This is a genomic window from Lentzea sp. NBC_00516 (assembly GCF_036346835.1).
GTDB classification, from domain to species: domain Bacteria; phylum Actinomycetota; class Actinomycetes; order Mycobacteriales; family Pseudonocardiaceae; genus Lentzea; species Lentzea sokolovensis.
Map to the genome: position 1 here is coordinate 5,936,552 of NZ_CP107840.1, position 18,394 is coordinate 5,954,945.

The 18,394-nt window shown below is 67.7% G+C and carries 19 protein-coding genes, 2 tRNA genes and 1 other RNA gene; 9 read left to right on the forward strand and 13 right to left on the reverse strand.

Going from position 1 to position 18,394, the window contains the following annotated elements; translation table 11 throughout:
- Window positions 1-9 precede the first annotated feature (9 nt).
- Entirely contained in the window at window positions 10-132 is a 123-nt protein-coding gene (locus tag OG205_RS26535) for a hypothetical protein (protein WP_330270770.1), read from the forward strand.
- A gap of 153 nt (window positions 133-285) precedes the next feature.
- On the opposite strand, the gene ssrA is transcribed toward OG205_RS26535, so the two are convergent.
- Window positions 286-663: a transfer-messenger RNA gene (gene ssrA / locus OG205_RS26540) on the reverse strand.
- 121 nt (window positions 664-784) lie between these two features.
- Between ssrA and OG205_RS26545 the strand changes: the two genes are divergently transcribed.
- Both OG205_RS26545 and OG205_RS26550 read left to right on the forward strand, forming a co-directional pair.
- Entirely contained in the window at window positions 785-2,026 is a 1,242-nt protein-coding gene (locus tag OG205_RS26545; protein WP_442916589.1) for a sensor histidine kinase, read from the forward strand.
- Entirely contained in the window at window positions 2,014-2,655 is a 642-nt protein-coding gene (locus tag OG205_RS26550; protein WP_319977903.1) for a response regulator transcription factor, read from the forward strand. Before OG205_RS26545 ends, OG205_RS26550 begins: the two co-directional genes overlap by 13 nt.
- Here the strand turns inward: OG205_RS26550 and OG205_RS26555 are convergent.
- From OG205_RS26555 to OG205_RS26585, 7 genes are all read right to left on the reverse strand, one after another.
- On the reverse strand, window positions 2,640-3,467 hold the full coding sequence (locus tag OG205_RS26555; RefSeq protein WP_330270772.1) for an amidohydrolase family protein: 828 nt from the start codon (window positions 3,465-3,467) through the stop codon (window positions 2,640-2,642). The genes OG205_RS26550 and OG205_RS26555 overlap by 16 nt on opposite strands.
- Window positions 3,467-3,943 carry an SsrA-binding protein SmpB gene (gene smpB / locus OG205_RS26560; RefSeq protein ID WP_330270773.1) on the reverse strand — a complete coding sequence of 159 codons (477 nt, stop codon included), beginning with the start codon at window positions 3,941-3,943 and terminating at the stop codon, window positions 3,467-3,469. Before smpB ends, OG205_RS26555 begins: the two co-directional genes overlap by 1 nt.
- A gap of 30 nt (window positions 3,944-3,973) precedes the next feature.
- Window positions 3,974-4,876: a permease-like cell division protein FtsX gene (gene ftsX, locus OG205_RS26565; RefSeq protein ID WP_319977901.1), complete on the reverse strand. Its 903-nt coding sequence runs from the start codon at window positions 4,874-4,876 to the stop codon at window positions 3,974-3,976.
- 40 nt (window positions 4,877-4,916) lie between these two features.
- Entirely contained in the window at window positions 4,917-5,606 is a 690-nt protein-coding gene (ftsE, locus tag OG205_RS26570) for a cell division ATP-binding protein FtsE (RefSeq protein ID WP_030470385.1), read from the reverse strand.
- 69 nt (window positions 5,607-5,675) lie between these two features.
- Window positions 5,676-6,089, reverse strand: coding sequence for a hypothetical protein (locus OG205_RS26575; RefSeq protein ID WP_330270774.1), 414 nt, complete (start codon window positions 6,087-6,089; stop codon window positions 5,676-5,678).
- Complete coding sequence (prfB, locus tag OG205_RS26580) at window positions 6,062-7,165, reverse strand: peptide chain release factor 2 (protein ID WP_330270775.1); 1,104 nt, start codon at window positions 7,163-7,165, stop codon at window positions 6,062-6,064. Before prfB ends, OG205_RS26575 begins: the two co-directional genes overlap by 28 nt.
- 59 nt (window positions 7,166-7,224) lie before the next feature.
- Window positions 7,225-7,725 carry a PadR family transcriptional regulator gene (locus OG205_RS26585; RefSeq protein WP_030470382.1) on the reverse strand — a complete coding sequence of 167 codons (501 nt, stop codon included), beginning with the start codon at window positions 7,723-7,725 and terminating at the stop codon, window positions 7,225-7,227.
- Window positions 7,726-8,112: 387 nt separating this feature from the next.
- On the opposite strand from OG205_RS26585, the gene OG205_RS26590 reads away from it, so the two are divergent.
- The gene (locus OG205_RS26590) at window positions 8,113-8,322 is read left to right on the forward strand and encodes a hypothetical protein (RefSeq protein WP_089922009.1); all 210 of its coding nucleotides are present in this window, start codon (window positions 8,113-8,115) and stop codon (window positions 8,320-8,322) included.
- A gap of 166 nt (window positions 8,323-8,488) precedes the next feature.
- On the opposite strand, the gene OG205_RS26595 is transcribed toward OG205_RS26590, so the two are convergent.
- The 3 genes from OG205_RS26595 to OG205_RS26605 form a co-directional block, all read right to left on the reverse strand.
- A tRNA-Met gene (locus OG205_RS26595) sits at window positions 8,489-8,562 on the reverse strand.
- Window positions 8,563-8,789: 227 nt separating this feature from the next.
- Window positions 8,790-8,863, reverse strand: a tRNA-Met gene (locus OG205_RS26600).
- Between the two features lie 53 nt (window positions 8,864-8,916).
- Window positions 8,917-11,919: a UPF0182 family protein gene (locus tag OG205_RS26605; RefSeq protein WP_330270776.1), complete on the reverse strand. Its 3,003-nt coding sequence runs from the start codon at window positions 11,917-11,919 to the stop codon at window positions 8,917-8,919.
- A gap of 94 nt (window positions 11,920-12,013) precedes the next feature.
- Between OG205_RS26605 and OG205_RS26610 the strand changes: the two genes are divergently transcribed.
- On the forward strand, window positions 12,014-12,553 hold the full coding sequence (locus tag OG205_RS26610) for a PPA1309 family protein (protein ID WP_319977897.1): 540 nt from the start codon (window positions 12,014-12,016) through the stop codon (window positions 12,551-12,553).
- 233 nt (window positions 12,554-12,786) lie between these two features.
- On the opposite strand, the gene OG205_RS26615 is transcribed toward OG205_RS26610, so the two are convergent.
- Window positions 12,787-13,866 (reverse strand): YlbL family protein, encoded by a 1,080-nt coding sequence (locus tag OG205_RS26615; protein WP_330270777.1) that lies wholly within the window; start codon window positions 13,864-13,866, stop codon window positions 12,787-12,789.
- A gap of 44 nt (window positions 13,867-13,910) precedes the next feature.
- Between OG205_RS26615 and OG205_RS26620 the strand changes: the two genes are divergently transcribed.
- Complete coding sequence (locus OG205_RS26620; protein ID WP_330270778.1) at window positions 13,911-15,212, forward strand: zinc-dependent metalloprotease; 1,302 nt, start codon at window positions 13,911-13,913, stop codon at window positions 15,210-15,212.
- Window positions 15,213-15,311: 99 nt separating this feature from the next.
- On the opposite strand, the gene OG205_RS26625 is transcribed toward OG205_RS26620, so the two are convergent.
- Window positions 15,312-15,839: a M48 metallopeptidase family protein gene (locus tag OG205_RS26625; protein ID WP_330270779.1), complete on the reverse strand. Its 528-nt coding sequence runs from the start codon at window positions 15,837-15,839 to the stop codon at window positions 15,312-15,314.
- Between the two features lie 195 nt (window positions 15,840-16,034).
- Here OG205_RS26625 and OG205_RS26630 point away from each other — a divergent pair, with 195 nt between their 5' ends.
- The 3 genes from OG205_RS26630 (at window position 16,035) to OG205_RS26640 (ending at window position 18,344) form a co-directional block, all read left to right on the forward strand.
- Window positions 16,035-16,190, forward strand: a complete 156-nt coding sequence (locus tag OG205_RS26630) for a DUF5679 domain-containing protein (protein WP_189160476.1) — start codon at window positions 16,035-16,037, stop codon at window positions 16,188-16,190.
- 82 nt (window positions 16,191-16,272) lie between these two features.
- Window positions 16,273-17,037: a TOMM precursor leader peptide-binding protein gene (locus OG205_RS26635; protein ID WP_330270780.1), complete on the forward strand. Its 765-nt coding sequence runs from the start codon at window positions 16,273-16,275 to the stop codon at window positions 17,035-17,037.
- The gene (locus OG205_RS26640) at window positions 17,034-18,344 is read left to right on the forward strand and encodes an ABC1 kinase family protein (protein ID WP_330270781.1); all 1,311 of its coding nucleotides are present in this window, start codon (window positions 17,034-17,036) and stop codon (window positions 18,342-18,344) included. The genes OG205_RS26635 and OG205_RS26640 overlap by 4 nt, the downstream gene beginning before the upstream one ends.
- The last annotated feature ends 50 nt before the right edge of the window (window positions 18,345-18,394 follow it).

An 18,394-nucleotide genomic window follows, 5' to 3' on the forward strand; every position in this document is an offset into this window, starting at 1 on the left:
GGAACCAACATGCGGATCTTCACCTGGCTAGGCCTGACCCTGCTGGCCGTAGCAGCCCTGGCAACAGGCGCAACCTCAGCCGAACCAGATTTCACGGTGGCCAACATCTACTACGTAGACGGCAACCAGTAGCCCGGATGGGCCGCCAAGGTCGCGAAGCGACAAGGCGGCCGGGGGTCCGGGGGCTTGCCCCCGGCGTGGGGGTCTGGGGGCTCGGCCCCCAGAAGACATCCGAAAACGAGGAACGGCGAGCGCCCGCAGGGTGCGAGCACTCGCCGCCCACCGAAGTGGAGGTGCCGGGAATCGAACCCGGGTCCTGTGCCGGTTCATCAGGGCTTCTCCGTGCGCAGTCCGCTGTGTCTCTGCTTGACCCCACCTGTCACGCGAACGAGCAGGTGTGACGGGCCCAGTCGCTGTGAGTTTCCCGAACAGTCTCCGCGACCGAGACTGCAGGTAAGCCCTCTAGCTGATGCCGGGAACTAGGCCGAAGGCACTCCTAGGCCGACAACCGCTAGCTCCGCTGTCAGGCAGCGAGAGCGTACGCGGTGCGCTTGTCGTTAGACGTGGCGCTTATTGGTTTGCGATGACGCTTAACGGTGGTCTCTCGCCTGCACCGACACGCTTCCCCTGAATCAACGTCCACAGTCGAAACCGTTCACCCCCTTGTAGTGGTACGCATAGCATAACGACTGCGGCCACTGAGTTCTTCCCGAGGCAGGTAGGGCTGTCCCCACCTCCGACCGGATAGCTAGCCAGATGGTCTCTGACCAGCGGGAACGACACCATGGACGTCATGAGGAAACCGAACGCGCTCGCAGCCGGGTTCTACCTGCTGACCAACCTGGTGACCGGCATCTTCTGGTTCACCCTCGCGGTCGTGCTGACCGTGGTCGGGTTCGCGACCGCGATCGTCTGGGTGGGCATCCCGCTGCTGTGGCTCGCGATGAACGTCGTGCGGGGTGGCGCGACGATGGAGCGGTCGTGGGTCAGGGCGGCGCTGCGCACGGACATCCCCAGCCCGTACCGGGACGCGCCGCCGGGTGTCACGCTGTGGCAGCGCTGGAAGGCGCAGTTCACCGATCCGGCGACCTGGCGCGACTACGGGTACCTGTTGTTGTTGCTGCCGATCGGCATCGTGGAGTTCGCGTCCGTCCTCACGATGTGGGTGGTGGTGGCGGCGTTCATGGCGGTGCCGTTCTGGATCGGCGAGGCGCCGTTCGCGGTGATCGTCGGCGAGTTCTGGACGATCGACTCGTTCGTGTCGGCGCTGCCCGTCTCGTTGATCGGGCTGGCGCTGATCCCGTTCGCCGTCCTCGGTACCAGGGCGCTCGGCACGGTGCACGGCAAGTTCGCGCGGGGCATGCTCGGGCCGACGCGGGCCGACGCGCTGGCGATCGAGGCGGAGCGGCTGTCGTCGAGCCGGGCCCGCGGCGTGGAGGCGGCCGAGGCGGAGCGCCGGCGCATCGAACGCGATCTGCACGACGGCGCGCAGCAGCGGCTCGTGGCCGTGGCGATGGGGCTGGGCCGGGCGAAGTCCAAAATGGACACCGACCCGGAGGGTGCGGCGGAGCTCATCGCGGAGGCGCACGCGGACGCGAAGCTCGCCATCAAGGAACTGCGGGACCTGGCGCGGGGCATCTACCCGTCGGTCCTGGGTGACCGGGGGCTCGACGCCGCGCTGTCCGCGCTCGCCGCCCGTGTGCCGATCGAGGTCGAGTTGCAGGTGGACGTGGAACCGCGGCCGCCGACATCGGTGGAGAGCGCCGCGTACTTCACCGTCGGCGAGGCGCTCACGAACATCACCAAGCACTCCAACGGCACCAGGGCGACCGTGCGGGTCAACAGGGTGGACACCGGGGTGCTGGTCGAGGTCACCGACAACGGTCAGGGTGGCGCGGAGCTGAAGCCGGGCGGCGGACTCGCCGGGCTCGCGGACCGTGCTGCCACGATCGACGGTGTGGTTGTCGTCGTCAGCCCCGTTGGTGGGCCGACCGTTATTCGAGCGGAGTTGCCGTGCGCGTGGTGATCGCCGAGGACTCGGTGCTGCTGAGGGTGGGCGTGCAGAGGTTGCTCGCCGACGAGGGCATCGAGACCGTCGCGGCGGTGGAGAACGGCGACGACCTGCTGGACGCCGTGACCGAGCACAGGCCCGACCTGTGCGTGGTGGACGTGCGGATGCCGCCGACTTTCACCGACGAGGGCCTGCGGGCCGCTATCGAGTGCCGCCGCCGCTTTCCGGGGCTGCCGGTGCTGGTGCTGTCGCAGTACGTCGAGGAGCGCTACGCCGTGGAGCTTCTCGCGGGCGGCGCCAGCGGTGTCGGATACCTGCTCAAGGAACGGGTGGCGGACGTGAAGGAGTTCGTCGACGCGGTGCGGAGGGTCGCCGACGGCGGCACGAGCATCGACCACGAGGTGATCACACAGCTCATGGTGCGCAGCAAGAAGAGCCCCGTCGACAAGTTGACGCCCCGCGAACGCGAGGTGCTCGGGCTGATGGCGCAGGGCCTGTCCAACACGGCCATCGCCAACACGCTCGTGGTGTCCGACGGCGCCGTCGAGAAGCATGTCGGCAACATCTTCGCCAAGCTCGGCCTGGAGCCGTCGAACTCCGAGCACCGCCGGGTGCGCGCCGTGCTCGCCTATCTCGACAGCTGAAGCAGACGGGCGCCGTTGTCGTGCAGGATCGCCTGCTCGGCGGCGGCGTCCAGGCCCCACGACCTGATGGCGTCGATCTGCACGTCGTACGGGTACGGGATGTTCGGGAAGTCGGTGCCCAGCACCACCCGGTCTGCCATCCCCGCGATCCGGGAACGCCAGTCGGCCGGCAACGGCACCATCCGCTCGGTGAACGGAACGCCCACCATCGTGGTGTCGACGTGCACGTTCGGATAGCGCTCGACCAGGTCCAACGCTCCTGAGTAGTCCGGCATCCCGGCGTGCGCGATGACCGCCGTCAGCCGCGGGTGCTTCTTCAGCACTTCCTCGAAGACGCCGAGCCCGGTGAACTCGCCCGGCATCGGCCCGTCGCCGCAGTGCACCACGACCGGCACGCCGGCCTCCGCGAGCTGGCCCCAGACCCCGTCCAGCAGCGCGTCACGCGGGTCGTAGCCACCGACCTGGACGTGCGACTTGAAGCACCGCGCACCGGCCTCCAGGGCCTTGCGCACGTACGCCTCGGCGCCCGGTTCCGCGTAGAACGTGCCCGTCGGCACCGCCTCGGGCACTCGCGCGGCGAAGTCGGCCACCCACTCGTTCAGCCACTGCGCCATCCCCGGCTTGTGCGGGTAGAGCAGGGGTGCGAACGCGACGACGCCCAGCTCCCGCAGTGCGGTGAGCCGGGCGTTCTCGTCCGTGCGGTACTGGATGAACCAGTCGACACCGGATTCGCGCACGCGGTCGAAGTAGGACCAGACCTTGTCCAGGACGTTCTGCGGCATGAAGTGGACGTGGACGTCCACCAGTGCCATCAGTAACGACCCTTCAACGCCCGTCCGTGCGCCTTCGCGATCTCGCGGTTCGCGTCGCGCTTCGCCAGGTCCTGGCGCTTGTCGTAGGACTTCTTGCCCTTCGCCAGCGCGAGTTCGATCTTGACGTAGCCGTCCTTGAAGTACATCTGCAGCGGCACGAGCGACAGACCGGACTCCTTGGTCTTGCCGATCAGCCGCTCGATCTCGCTCTTGTGCAGCAGCAGCTTGCGCTTGCGCCGGACCTCGTGGTTCGTCCAGGTGCCCGCGACGTACTCCGGGATGTGCAGCGCGTGCAGCCAGATCTCGCCGTCGTCGACCTGGGCGAAGGCGTCCACCAGGGACGCCCGTCCCATGCGCAGGCTCTTCACCTCGGTGCCGACGAGCTGAATGCCCGCCTCGTAGGTGTCCAGAATGGACCAGTCGTGCCGAGCCTTGCGGTTCGACGCGATGACCTTCTGCCCGCGTTCCTTGACCATGACGACCAGTCTAAGTGGTTCGCAAAACTCTTAAAGCCGCACGTAGAGACGGAGTGTCACGTAGCCGGTGGTCGCCGAGATGACTATCGCGACGAGGAACAGCCAGGGCGACACGATCAGGATGTCCAGATACCCGATCGGCGGGATGATGCCCGACTCGGTGAGGTTCCTGGTGATCCGGTCGAGGAAGAACGCCTTGAACAGCACCAGGCCGCCGACCGCGGTGACCGAGCCGATGATGCCCGCGACGACCGCCTCGATGAGGAACGGCAACTGCGTGTACCACCGGGTCGCGCCCACCAGTCGCATGATGCCGACCTCGACGCGGCGGGTGAACGCCGACACCTGGATGGTGTTCGAGATCAGCAACAGCGCGGCGAACGCCTGGATGAGCGCGAGGATCAGAGCGACGTCACGCATGCCGTTGAGGCCCTCGAAGAACCGCTCCAGGAACTTGCCCTGGTCGTCGACGCCCTTCACACCGGGCTTGCCCTCGAAGGCCTGCTTGATGACGTCGGTGCGCTCCGGGTCCTCGAGCTTCACGCGGAACGTCGCCGGGATGGCTTCCGGACGCGCGAGCTTGAGCAGTTCCGGCTGGGCCTCGAAGATCTTCTTGAAGCGCTCGAAGCCCTCGTCGCGGTTCTGGAACACCACGGTCTCGACGCCGGACGTCTGCTCCAGGGCGGAACGCAGGCCCGCGCACGGCTGCTGGGTGCAGTCCTTGTCGTTGGCGCTGACATCGTTCGTCAGCAGCACGGAGACCTCGAGCTTGCCCGCGTAGTTGGCCTGCATCTTGTCGACCATGCGGACGACGAGCAGGCCACCGCCGAGCAGCCCGAGCGAGATGGCGGTCGTGAGGATCATCGCGATCGTCATCGTGACGTTCCGGCGAAGTCCGGTGATGACCTCGCTGAACACGAAGCTGGTACGCATCGGGGGCGGGGTTCCTTGGGGTTCGGGGGCTTAGGGACGCTTAACGGCCAACGCCGTAAACGCCGCGCGCGTCATCACGGACGACCTTGCCGTACGACAGCTCCACCACTCGGCGGCGCATCGAGTCGACGATGCCGTGGTCGTGCGTGGCCATGATGACGGTCGTGCCGGTGCGGTTGATCCGCTCCAGCAGCAACATGATGTCCTGGCTCGTGTCGGGGTCCAGGTTTCCGGTCGGCTCGTCGGCGATCAGCACCAGCGGGCGGTTCACGAACGCACGGGCGATCGCGACACGCTGCTGCTCACCACCGGACAGCTCGGTCGGGAACCTGTCCTCCTTGCCGTCGAGGCCCACCAGCTGCAGCACCTCCGGCACCACCTTGACGATGGTGTTGCGGGGCTTGCCGATGACCTCCAGCGCGAACGCGACGTTCTCGGCGACCGTCTTCGTGGGCAGAAGACGGAAGTCCTGGAACACGCAGCCGATGGACTGACGCAGGCGGGGGACCCTGCGACGCGACATCTTGGCGACGTCGAAGTTGGAGACGTAGACGCGTCCCCTGGTCGGCACCTCTTCGCGCAGCAGCAGACGCAGGAACGTCGACTTGCCGGACCCCGAAGGACCGATCAGGAAGACGAACTCGCCCTTCTCCATCTCGACGGACACGTCGTCGAGCGCAGGACGCGTGGAGGTCTTGTAGACCTTGGAAACGTGTTCGAGACGAATCACGAGGCGCGAGTCTACTCATGGCCGGGGTAAAGCCCCCGTTCCGGTTAACTTCCGCACCGGAACGGCCGGTCAGTCCCACCAGTGGAAGAGGGCCTGACCGGTGTTTTCAGGCTTCCAGCAGGCCAGATCGCGCCCCGACACATGAGGGTGATCCGGGTGGTTGAACGGTCGCTCCGCGTCGGCCTTGGACAGCACGGTGAAGCCCTCGGACCGCCTGACCACGGCAGCGAGTTCCGGTTCGTCAACGAAGGCCAGTGACCAGCCAGAGCGCACGCCAAAGGACTCGGTCATCACGACCGAGCCGTCGTCACGCGAACAGAGCATCGCGACCGTGCGGTCGCGGTAGGTGATGAGCGCCTGGTGGAAGTTCGGGGTCACGTCCAGAGCGGGCGTGAACGCCGTCAGCCGCCCACCGGTTCGGTGGGCGGCTTCGTAGGCCAGGGTCTTGAACTCGGTTACCCCTGCTGGGACTGCTTGCGCCACCGGATGCCGGCCTCGAGGAAGTCGTCGATCTCACCGTCGAGCACCGCGGACGGGTTGCCGACCTCGTGGTTGTTCCGCAGGTCCTTGACCATCTGGTACGGGTGCAGCACGTAGGAGCGCATCTGGTTGCCCCAGCTGGAGCCGGAGTCCTTCAGCGCGTCCATCTTGGCCTGCTCCTCCTGCCTGCGGCGTTCGAGGAGCTTGGCCTGCAGGACGTTCATGGCCGTGGCCTTGTTCTGCAGCTGCGAGCGCTCGTTCTGGCAGGACACCACGATGCCGGTCGGGATGTGCGTGAGGCGCACCGCCGAGTCCGTCGTGTTGACGCCCTGGCCACCGGGGCCGGACGAGCGGTAGACGTCGACGCGCAGTTCCTTCTCGTCGATCTCGACGTGGTCGGTCTGCTCGACGACCGGCACGACCTCGACGCCGGCGAACGACGTCTGGCGGCGGCCCTGGTTGTCGAACGGCGAGATGCGCACGAGACGGTGCGTGCCCTGCTCGACGCTCAGCGTGCCGTAGGCGTACGGGGCGCTGATGCGGAACGTGGCGGACTTGATGCCCGCCTCTTCGGCGTAGGACGTGTCGAACACGTCGACGCCGTAGTTGTGACGCTCAGCCCAGCGGGAGTACATGCGCAGCAGCATCTCGGCGAAGTCCGCGGCGTCGACGCCACCGGCCTCGGCGCGGATGGTGATCAGCGCGTTGCGCTCGTCGTACTCGCCGGACAGCAGCGTGCGCACTTCGAGGCTGGCGATCTCGTCACGCAGCTTGGCGCGGTCGTTGTCGGCGTCGGCCGCCGCGTCCGCGTCCTCGGCCTCTTCCGCGAGCTCGTAGAGCAGGGGGAGGTCGTCGAGGCGTTCACGCAGGTTGGTGACACGACGCAGCTCACCCTGCTTGTGGGAGAGCGCGCTGGTGACCTTCTGCGCCTTCTCCTGGTCGTCCCAGAGGTCGGGGCGGGTCGCCTGCGCCTCCAGGTCCGCGACAGCGGCGCGCAACGCATCGAGGTCCAGCACCGCCTCGATGCTCGAAAGAGTGGCGGAGAGGTCCTTGATGTCTGCTTCGACGTCCGGGTTCACGCAAAAAGATTACGCCAGCACCGGTCACGGTTGGCGACCGGTGCTTGCTGGCGCTCTCCTTAAGCAGTCGGAATGGCGTCGAGCAGCTTGAGAACTGCCTTGGCGTGAGCGAGACCGAACTCGGCCACCGCCTTGGCGTAGGGGTCCTCCGCCGTCTTGGCCGCGCTCTTCGCGCTCTCCTGTTCCTGACCGTACGTCGAGCGCGCGGTCGTGATCAGGGATTCACGCTGCTTCGCGGTCAGCGAACCGGCGTGCACCAGACGAAGGATGAGCGGGCTGCGCAGGTGGTCCGGGCCAGGCTCGGACAGCAGCCAGTTCTTGAAGGCCTTCTTGCCCGCGGCCGTCAGCACGTACTGCTGGCTGGACCGCGGTCCCTGCTTGCCGAGGCGCAGCAGGCCTTGGTCAGCCAGCGCGGGCAGCTCGCGGTACACCTGGGAGCGGGTCACGCTGAAGAACGCGCCGAAGCGGTCTCCTGCTTCCGCCACCAACTGGCCACCGGTCTTGGGTCCGTCGTGCAGCAGCCCGAGCAGGGCGGCTGCGGTCGCATTCAGGTCTGACACAACGACAACGTTCCCACGTCTGGGGGAAGCTGTCCACAATGGTCAGCCGTTCTGTCCACAGTGGCTGATCACCGGGCTAGTCTGATGGGCCATGCGGAGCAACGAAAAGTCTCGCTGAGTAAGCGGCAGTTTTCGAGCCTCACGCGTTTGGCCGCTTGACCGTCCGTGTCCATCCCGGATGGAAAAGTCCTTTCGCAGAAACGAAAGTCCCCCGCTCTCACTCGATCGGCGGTACGAGTCTCACCGGCCGGAGCCACTCGAATGGACGGTCGGGGGCGTTCGTCGCACGACCTGGTGATGTCCGCGCAGACCCCTTTCCCGCGCCCGCCGTTGCGGGAAAATGATCACTGCCAGGCAGCGGTGCGAGACGACGGAGGTCGGGGACCCATGAAGAACCTGAACTTGAAGTGGCTGGACCACAAGAAGGTGGCCGCGCACACGAGGGCGTGGGTGACGGGCGGCATCCCGGAGCAGGCCGGCAAGGACGAGTGCATGGTGTGCGGCAAACAGATCCGCAAGCACCGCACCGTCAACGGCGAGGGCCGCATCTGCTCCAGCATGCTGTGTGCCCAGTACTGGGCGGAGAACATGACCTGAACGACCCCGCCCAGCCACCCACCCACGCAGTCCGGGGGCTCGCCCAACTGGCCACCTACGGGGCCTGGGGGCTTGCCCCCAGGGTGGGGTTTGGGGGCTCCGCCCCCAATGTAAATGCGAAAAAGTCCTGTTCGCGATATCCGCGAACAGGACTTTCCCTACTTTGTAGCGGGGACAGGATTTGAACCTGCGACCTCTGGGTTATGAGCCCAGCGAGCTACCGAGCTGCTCCACCCCGCGCCGCTTCTTGCTTGTCTTGCTGTTGTAAGTAGAACTATACACCCTCTGAGAACCCGTTTTTACCACCCCCTCTAAACGAGGTTTTCGCAGTTCAGGGGCAGTGCGGGTGCCGTAGGCGCCAGTTGCGGCGAGGAACCGCGGCCGGCGTGGTCGTGGATGTAGTTGTCGACGTAGTTGCGTTAAAGCAAGAAGCCCGGAACCTGATGGCTCCGGGCTTCTTGCTTCAGTAGCGGGGACAGGATTTGAACCTGCGACCTCTGGGTTATGAGCCCAGCGAGCTACCGAGCTGCTCCACCCCGCGTCGGTATGAATAGAACCTTACGCGGGGTGGAGCGGATAAAGCAAATCGTATGGTCAGCCGGACGGTGTGGGGCTCGGCACAACCGACGACTGGCCCGTCGGAGGGGTCGCGGCAGCGGTGTTGTACTGCTTGAACCTCTTCGTGGCGTCGTCCAGCTTCGAGTAGGCCTGGCCGAGCTCGGTGAAGTTCCCGCTCGACTGGGCCCTCTTGATGTCGGCCAGCGCCGCGTCGATGTCGTTGACCGCCTTCTGCAGCTCAGGGCTCAGTGCCCCGTTGGCCGGCGGCGTGGTCGACGGCGGCGTGGAGGTCTGGCCGTTGCCGTTGCTGTTGTCGCTCGGCGGCGGCACGACCGCGCCGGCACCGCTGAGGACCTGGTCCAGCGCCTCGTTCAACGTGGACGCGTAGCCGACCCGGTCGCCGTACCAGACGAGCACCTTGGACAGCTGCGGGTACGACGTGTTGTTGGACGCGCGCTCGATGTAGACGGGTTCGACGTAGAGCAGCGCTCCACCCACGGGAAGTGTGAGCAGGTTGCCGTAGACGACGGTCGTCTTCTGCTGGGTCAGCAGGTTGAGCTCGCGGCTGACGTTGTCCGACGTGAGGAACTGCGTCTGGATCTGCTGCGGACCCTTGGCGTCCTGACTGAGCTGCAGGACGCTGATCTTGCCGTAGTTGTCCGGGTCGGATCCGACCGAGACGTGAGCCGCCATGAACTCGCGGTTCTCACGCACGAGCGGGCTGGTCAGCTGGAAGCGAACCTTGCTCGGGTCGCTCGGGTCGCCGGCGAGGACGTAGAACGGCGGCTGGGCGTCCCTGCGCTTGCTAGCCGCGTCGCGCTGGGCGTCGGCCGTCGTCACGTTGTCGATCGTCGGGTCCTGCGGCGGTGCCCAGTAGGCGACACCGGAGTAGAAGTCCGACGGCGACGAGACGTGGTACTTCGACAGGATCTGCCGCTGCACCTTGAACAGGTCCTCGGGGTAGCGGAAGTGCTGGCGCAGCTCGTTCGAGATCTCGCTTCCCGGCTTCACCGTGTTCGGGAAGACGCCCATCCACGCCTTGAGGACCGGGTCCTTGTCGTCGATCTGGTACAGGTTCACCGAGCCGTCGTAGGCGTCCACAGTGGCCTTGACCGAGTTGCGGATGTAGTTGACGGGCTTGTTGACCTGCGAGATGACGACGCCGTCCGCGGTGAGCGAGTCGTTCGTCGCGTCACCGAGCTGGGTGCGCTGCGCGTACGGGTAGTTCTCCAGCGTGGTGTATCCGTCGACGATCCACGTGATGCGGCCGTTGACGACGGCCGGGTACGGGTCGCTGTCCACCGTGAGCCACGGGGCGACGGCCTGCACGCGGTCGCGCGGGGTGCGCTTGAACAGGATCTTCGAGTCGTCCGCGATCGACTGGTTGAAGAGGATGTTGCGTTCGCCGTAGTAGGCCGCGAAGGCGAGCTTGTCGAACAGGCCGCCGATCGGGACGCCACCGGTGCCGGTGTAGGTGTAGGACTTGGCGTCCGTGTCGTACTCCGCCGCCGAACCGGCCGGGCGGCCGCCGACGATCGAGTAGTCGTTCTGGCCGAACAGCTCGCCGTAGTAGGTGCGCGGCTGGTCGACCTTGATGCCGTTCTGCACGTTGCCGACGTCGCCGTTGGACTTGACCTCACCGGTCTTGAAGTCCGGGTAGCCGCCGTTGGACTCGTCGGCGACCGCGTTCACCTTGTTCGCCTCGGCGTAGACGAAGCCGTTGCCGTGCGTGTAGATGAGGTGCTGGTTGATCCAGTCGCGCTGGCCCTGCGGCAGGCTGTCGAGCTTCAGCTCGCGCACCGCGACGATGTAGTCGCGCAGCTTCCCGTCCACTGTGTACCGGTCGACGTCGAGCTTGTTCGGGAAGCCGTAGAACGGCCGCAGCTGCTGGAACTGCGTGAAGGTGCGCGACAGCACCGCCGGGTCGAGCAGGCGGATGTTGCCGAGCGTGGCCGCGTCGTTGGTCTTGACCTGGTCGTTGCTGACGTTCTGCTTGCCCTCGTAGGGCTTCGTCTCGACCTTGTCGTCGGTCAGCCCGAACGACTGCCGTGTCGCCGCGATGTTGCGGGTGATCGACTCGGCTTCCTTCTGGATGGCGTTCGGCTTGACCGAGAACTGCTCCAGCACCGCGGGCCACGCCGCGCCGACGAGCACGCTCGACAGCACCAGCAGGACGGTCGCGATGGCGGGCAGCTGCACGTTGCGCATGAACGCGCCCGCGAAGAACGCGACGGCGCAGAACACCGCGATGCACAGCAGGATCAGCTTGGCCGGCAGCACCGCGTTGAGGTCGGTGTAGCTCGCGCCGACGAACTTCTCGTTCTCGTGCAGCAGCAGCGTGTACCGGTCGAAGAAGTACGCGACGGCCTTGAGCAGCACGAACGTGCCGGCGACGAGCGCCAGGTGCAGCCGCGCGGGGCCGGAGAGCTGACCGCCGCGACCGGCCAGCCGGATGCCGCCGAACAGGTAGTGCGCGATCACCGCGCCGATGAACGACACCGCGACCGTGATGAACAGCCACGACAGCAGCCACTCGTAGAACGGCAGCTGGAACGCGTAGAAGCCGATGTCGAGCTTGAACTGAGGATCCGTCACGCCGAACGGCTCGGAGTTCAGGAACAGCTGGATCTGCTGCCAGTCGTCCTGCGCCGACGCACCCGCGATCAACCCGACGAACACGGGGATGCCGATCGCGAAGAACCGGACCCGGCCCATCACGACGGTGCGGTAGCGCGCCACCGGGTCGTCAGGACCGGACACCGGCACGAACACCGGCCGGGCCCGATAGGCGAGGTAGAGGTTGAGCGCGACGATTCCGCCGACGACGGCCCCGACGGCCACGAACAAGGCCAGCCGGGTGAGCAGCACTGTGCTGTAGACGTCGCGGAATTTCACCTCGCCGAACCACAGCCAGTTCACGTAGGTGTCGAGCAGCCGCGATCCCGTGATGAGACCGAACAGGAGCACAACACCTACGATGAGCAGTATTCGGCTTCGCCGGGACAGTTTCGGCAGTCCGACCGGAGGCCGTGTGGCCACGAGGCACGCTCCTGGATCGCGGTATTTCGTTACGTACGTTTAGTCCAACTCTACGGACGACGCCCTGGGTTCCCGTGAAGCCCGCAGTCTTACGATGACACGCGTGTCAGCGAGTGAAACGCCAGCGGTCATCCTCCCGACGGTCGCCCGCGAGGTTGAGGAGTTCGTAGCGGCAGGCGGCTGGGAGCAGCCTCCGCAACTCTTCGCCCTCGTGGCGACCTCAGACCTGATCGACCAGCAGCCGGAGCTGCGCAGCCAGCTCGACCCCGAGGCGAGCCCGCTGACCCCGATCGCCCAGGACGCCCTGGAAGGCGACCTGGCCGACGCGCTCGCGGGCATCGAATGGCCCCCGGCCGTCACCGGCTGCGCCCTGGCCCAGGAGATCGTCGTGCTGCCCCCGGAGGCGGAGACGGAACTGAGCCACGGCGACCTGGACGACGAGGCGGCCCGCCAGTTCGCGGCCGCACACCCGGCGCGGCGCGAGGCCCGCCTGGTGGCAGTGGTGCTGCGCGACGGCTCGGTCTCCTGCCTGCTGCGGCTGCGCGGCACGGTCGAGGTGCCGGAGGAGGTCGTCGAGCACCCCGAGCTGGCGCCCAACCTCACCGACGCCCTGCTCGCCACGCTGCGGCCCTAGTCGTCACGTCCCCAGGCTGGCACAACCCCGGCACGTGTTCGCGCCGGGGTTGTGATCTCGTTGCCCGGTTTCGCGGCAAGCGGACAGCTCGCGCGCCGCGAGAAGCGAACAACGCCACCCCTGCGCAAGCGCGCTCCAGCCTCGTGACGTGTGCAGCGTTCAGCAGCCCCACACGCACTCGGGGGAGCCCCCGCACCCAGAACAGGCGCGAAAGCTCCCCCGAGTGAGAACCGTCAGCAGCTCGGCGTGTCCTTGCCGGAGTTGAGCGCCTCCAGCGACGACACGGCGTCCGACAGGTTCTCGACCTTGATCAGCTTGAGGTCGCTCGGCGCCTGCTGCTTCGCGTCCGTGCAGTTGGCGGCGGGCACGAGGAACGCCGTCGCGCCCGCTTCCTTCGCGGCGACCATCTTGAACGCGATGCCGCCGATGGGCTTCACCGTGCCGTCGCCCGCGATCTCGCCGGTGCCCGCGATGGCCTTGCCGCCGTTGAGCTCGCCCGGCGTCAGCTTGTCGACGATCGCCAGCGCGAAGATCAGGCCGGCCGAGGGGCCGCCGACGTCGGAGAGGCTGATCTTGATTTTGAACGGCACGTCGGCGCGGTCGACCGGCGAGATGCCGATGAAGCCCGCGGTGCGGCCGTCGTCGCGGGTGCCGAGGGTGAGCTGGGTCGACTGGGAGGTGCCGTCCTTCTCGAACGCCACCTCGATGCGGTCGCCGGGCTTGGTGTTCTCCAGGGCGCTGCTCACGTCGGCGGCACTCTGCACCTGCTTGCCGTTGACCGAGATGATGCGGGCGCCGAGGGGGATGATGTTGTCCGCGGGGCTGCCCTTGGTGACCTGGTTCGCGATCACCATGCCCGGATACTTGAGGTAGTGCAGCGCGGCGACCTCGGCGGAGGTCTGCGACTCGCTGAACGCGAGCTCGTTGTTCTTCTGCACCTCCTCCTCCGACTCACCGGGCTTGAAGAACTCCTCGCGCGGCGCCAGGGCGTAGCGGCCGGAGAGCCACAGGCCCAGTGCGCCGAACAGCGAGACGTCGTCGGTGAGCGAGACCGTCGTCATGCGCAGGGTGCCCTTGGTGGGGAACGTGTCCTGGCCGTCGACCGAGACGACGTCGGCGTCCTTGACCTTGCCGAGCACGTCGTAGGTGGGGCCGGGGCCCAGCGCGACGTACGGGACTCTGGCGAAGCCGCCGAGCAGTCCGAGCGCCGCCACCACTAGGAAGCTGACGATCAGCGTCCACGTCCGGCGGGTCAGTCCGCGTTCCCTCGGCGGGAGCGCGGGTGGGGGTGCGGTCGTGACGGTTTCACTCACGGCTGAACAGCGTACGACCATGTCTGTCCGCGTACGGTAGAGGCATGAGTGACGTGCCGTTCGGGTTCAGCCCGCACGACCCCGAGGACAAGAGCGGGAAGCCGGGAGACAACCCGTTCGACTTCAGCCAGCTGGGCGACATGCTCAGTCAGCTGGGCTCCATGCTGAGCAACGCGGGGTCGTCGAGCGGGCCGGTCAACTACGACCTCGCGAAGCAGATCGCGTTCCAGCAGCTGTCCTCGACGACGACCACGATCGGGTTCGCCTCCGACCAGTCGAGCGCGGTCACCGACGCCGTGCACCTGGCCGAGATGTGGCTGGACCCGGTCACGTCACTGCCCGCGGGCACCCGCACGACGCAGGCGTGGACGGCGCGCGACTGGATCGAGCGCACCATCCCGACGTGGCAGCGCCTGTGCGACCCGGTCGCGCAGCGCATGTCCGGCGCCTGGGTCGAGGCGATGCCCGCCGAGGCGAAGCAGGCGGCCGGTCCGCTGCTCGCGATGCTCGGGCAGATGGGCGGCATGGCGTTCGGCTCGCAGCTGGGCAACGCGCTCGCGCAGCTCGGCTCCGAGGTGCTCACCTCGACCGACGTCGGCCTGCCGCTCGGGCCCGAGGGCACCGCGGCTCTGCTGCCGGCGAACATCGAGAAGTTCACCGAGGGCCTGGAGCGCCCCGCGTCCGAGGTGATGGTGTTCCTCGCCGCCCGCGAGGCAGCCCACCAGCGTCTCTTCACGCACGTGCCGTGGCTGCGGCAGCGCCTGCTCGACACCGTCGAGGAGTTCGCCAAGGGCATCAAGGTCGACACCTCGGCTCTGGAGCAGCTCGCGGGCCAGATCGACCCGTCGAACCCCGCCTCCATCGAGGAGGCCATGAGCTCGGGCCTGCTCGAGCCACAGACCACCCCGGAGCAGAAGGCGGCGCTCAACCGCCTCGAGACGCTCCTCGCGCTCGTCGAAGGCTGGGTGGACGTCGTGGTCGACGCCGCCGTCTCCGACCGCCTGCCCGGTGCTCCCGCCCTGCGCGAGACGCTGCGCCGCCGCCGTGCCTCCGGTGGCCCGGCCGAGCAGACGTTCGCGACGCTCGTGGGCCTGGAGCTGCGCCCGCGCAAGCTGCGGGCCGCCTCGGCGCTGTGGAAGCTCATCGGCGACCAGCACGGCGTCGAGGTGCGCGACAGCGTGTGGGAGCACGCCGAGCTCGTCCCGACCGCTGAGGACCTCGACGACCCGCTGGAGTTCGCCGAGCGCCTGACCAACACCCGCAAGGCTCTCGAGGACCCGATCGCCGAGCTGGAGCGCACCATGCGCGAGGACGGCGAGAAGGGCGACAAGCCCGACGAGGCCTGATCGAAGTTCTGAACGACGCGCCCGGTGAGGACTTCCTCACCGGGCGCGTTGCGTTCTGGGCTCGGCGCGCACACCCTCGCCGAGCGGTTCCGCGGTCGGTCAGTCTTCTGAGATCCCCCAGCCTGCAGCGGCCGAGAGTCCCTCCAGATAGCCCATGGCCCGCTCGGTCTTCTGGTAGCGGTGGACCCACTCCCAGAAGTCCTTGCCGTGCCCTGGCACCAGCAGGTGCGCGAGTTCGTGCACCAGCACGTAGTCGAGCACCCACGGCGGCACGTCGCGCAGCCGTTCGGACACGCGGATCGTGCCCTCTGTCGGCGTGCACGACGCCCAGCGCGTGCGCATGGGCGGCACCCAGCGCACGCTCACCGGTTCGGCCAGCGCGTCGAGATACCGCGCCGACAGTTCGACGCAGCGCTCCATGAGCGCCTCGTCCGATGCACGCGCAGGGGACTTCCTGCGCGTCTCACTGCGCTGGAGGCGGCTCAACATCTCCGCCACCCAGTGCTTCTCTTCCCCCTTGGTCATCCGTGCCGGCAGAAGGACGACGACGGTGTCGCCCTCCCGGTACGCGCTGACCATGCGGCGGCGCCGGGGGCTCCGCCGCACTTCCACCCGCGGTTCGGCCATGCAGTCACCGTAAACGTCGCCACCGACAATTTTCGGCCCCCAACCGGCGGCAGGCGCGCACCCGGCGGGTGAAGTTCCACCGAACGGCGGCTGGACACGCGCGGGATCGACATGCGCGATTTCGCACGCTTGCGGAGGTACGGTCGCGCCAAGGTCCCCGAGTGTGTCCGCACTCACAACTGCAAGGGAGGGGCTGTGGCCGAGTCCTACAACGGCTATTGCGTCAAGTGCCGCGAGAAGCGGGACTTCGACGGCAACGTCGAGGAGACCAATGGTCGGCGCATGGCGAAGGGCACCTGCCCTGTCTGTGGCACGAAGATGACGCGGATCCTCGGCAAGGCCAAGGTCTGACGTTTGCGCTGGCAGGGGGCCCCGCCCCCTGCCAGTCTCTACCCTCGTGGACACAAGACCCCGTGTGCGTGCAGGACTGGCCGTGGTGCGCAGAGCCCCCGGCGTCGTCCAGGTCGGCACCGACCCGAAACACGCCGTCGTGATCGACTCGCTGCCCGAGGCGGTGATCGACGAACTGATCACCCTCGACGGCCGCCACACCGTCGCTGAACTGGGTGAAAGACTGAAATCCCGCGGCGAGGACCCCACCCAGTTGAGTGAAGTTCTCGTCTCACTCGAAGAAGCCGGCCTGCTCGACGACGGCCCGCCTTCGAGGGGCGGAACGGCCGCGGTCCACGGGTCCGGGCACCTCGCTCTCTCCATCACCTCGCTTCTGGCTGAATCCAGCGTTCAGCTCGCGCACAACGCCGATCTGACGGTGCTGGCGGCGACGCAGGTCCCCGATCCGAACCTCGTGAGCACGCTGATGGCGTTCCGGACGCCTCATCTGGCCGTGCGCGTCCGTGAGGGCGTGGGCATCGTCGGACCGCTGGTCCTACCTGGTCGTTCGTCCTGCCTGAACTGCGCGGACCTGCACCGCGCCGACCAGGATCCGGCGTGGCCCGTCATCGCCGCCCAGCTCGCGAGCCGACCGGCCTCCACCGACGTGCTGTTCGCGTCGGGCACGGCGGCGCTGGCGGTGGCGCAGATCCTGGAGTCGTTGATCTACGTCCGCGGCCGCGACCTGGCTCCCCCGCCCGTGCTGAACGCCACTCTCGAACTCGACCTCGCGGCGGGCGTCGCTGAGAGGCGAAGCTGGTATCCGCACCCTGACTGTCAGTGCTCCGCACATAACATGGCCGAGTGACCGAGATTCCGCGCAAGGCCGTGCAGCGCACCGCCAAGCTGGCGAGCCTCCCGCTCGGGGTGGCCGGCCGGGTTGTCGGCGGCTGGGGGAAGCGACTGACCGGACGCGCGGCCGACGAGGTCAACGCAGAGGTGACGGCCAAGACGGCGGAACAGGTCTTCGCGGTGCTGGGCCAGCTCAAGGGCGGCGCGATGAAGTTCGGCCAGGCCCTGAGCGTGTTCGAGGCCGCGGTGCCGGACGAGTTGGCCGCCCCGTACCGCGAGGCGCTGACGAAGCTGCAGACCGCGGCCCCGCCGATGCCCGCCCGCACCACGCACCGCGTGCTCGCCGAACAGCTCGGCGCGTCCTGGGCGAAGCGCTTCCAGGAGTTCGACGACACCCCGGCCGCGTCGGCGTCCATCGGCCAGGTGCACCGCGCCGTGTGGCACGACGGCCGCGACGTGGCGGTGAAGGTCCAGTACCCCGGCGCGGACGAGGCCCTGCGCGCCGACCTGAAGCAGCTGCTGCGGTTCAGCCGGTTGTTGCAGGCGATCATGCCCGGCACCGACGTGCGCCCCCTGCTGGAGGAGCTGCGCGACCGGTACCTGGAGGAGCTCGACTACCGCGACGAGGCCGCGAACCAGCGCACGTTCGCCAAGGCCTTCGAGAACGACCCGCACGTGCTGGTCCCCCGCGTCATCGCCTCGTCGCCCAAGGTCATGGTGACCGAGTGGACGTCGGGGGTGGGCCTGTCCCACATCATCCGCGACGGCACCGCGGAGGACCGCGACCTGGCCGGCCAGCTCCTCGCCGAGTTCCACTTCTCGGCCCCGTCCCGCTCGGGCCTGCTGCACGCCGACCCGCACCCCGGCAACTTCATGCTCGGCGACGACGGCCGCCTGCGCGTGCTCGACTTCGGCGCCGTCGCCCGCCTGCCCGACGGCCTGCCGAAGACGCTGGGCCTGATGACCAGGCTGGCGCTGGACGGCCGCTCCGCCGACCTGGTCGAGCTGCTGCGCACCGAGAACTTCATCCGCGAGGGCATGGAACTGCACGGCGAGGACGTGCTCGGCTACCTGGCGCCGTTCGTGGAGCCGCTGCGCGCCGAGTCGTTCCACTTCACCCGCCGCTGGCTGCAGTCGCAGGCCGAACGGGTGGGCGATCTGCGCAGCCCGGACTCGCAGACGGGCCGCTCGCTGAACCTGCCGCCGCAATACCTGCTGATTCACCGCGTGACAATGGGAGCGACGGGCATTCTCTGCCAGTTGGACGCCCATGTGACCGCACACGAAATCGTTGCGCGCTGGCAGCCGGGATTCGACGACTAACTCGTCCGAGTGAATCCGGGCGAAGTTGTCCACAGGTTGGCTTCCAGCCC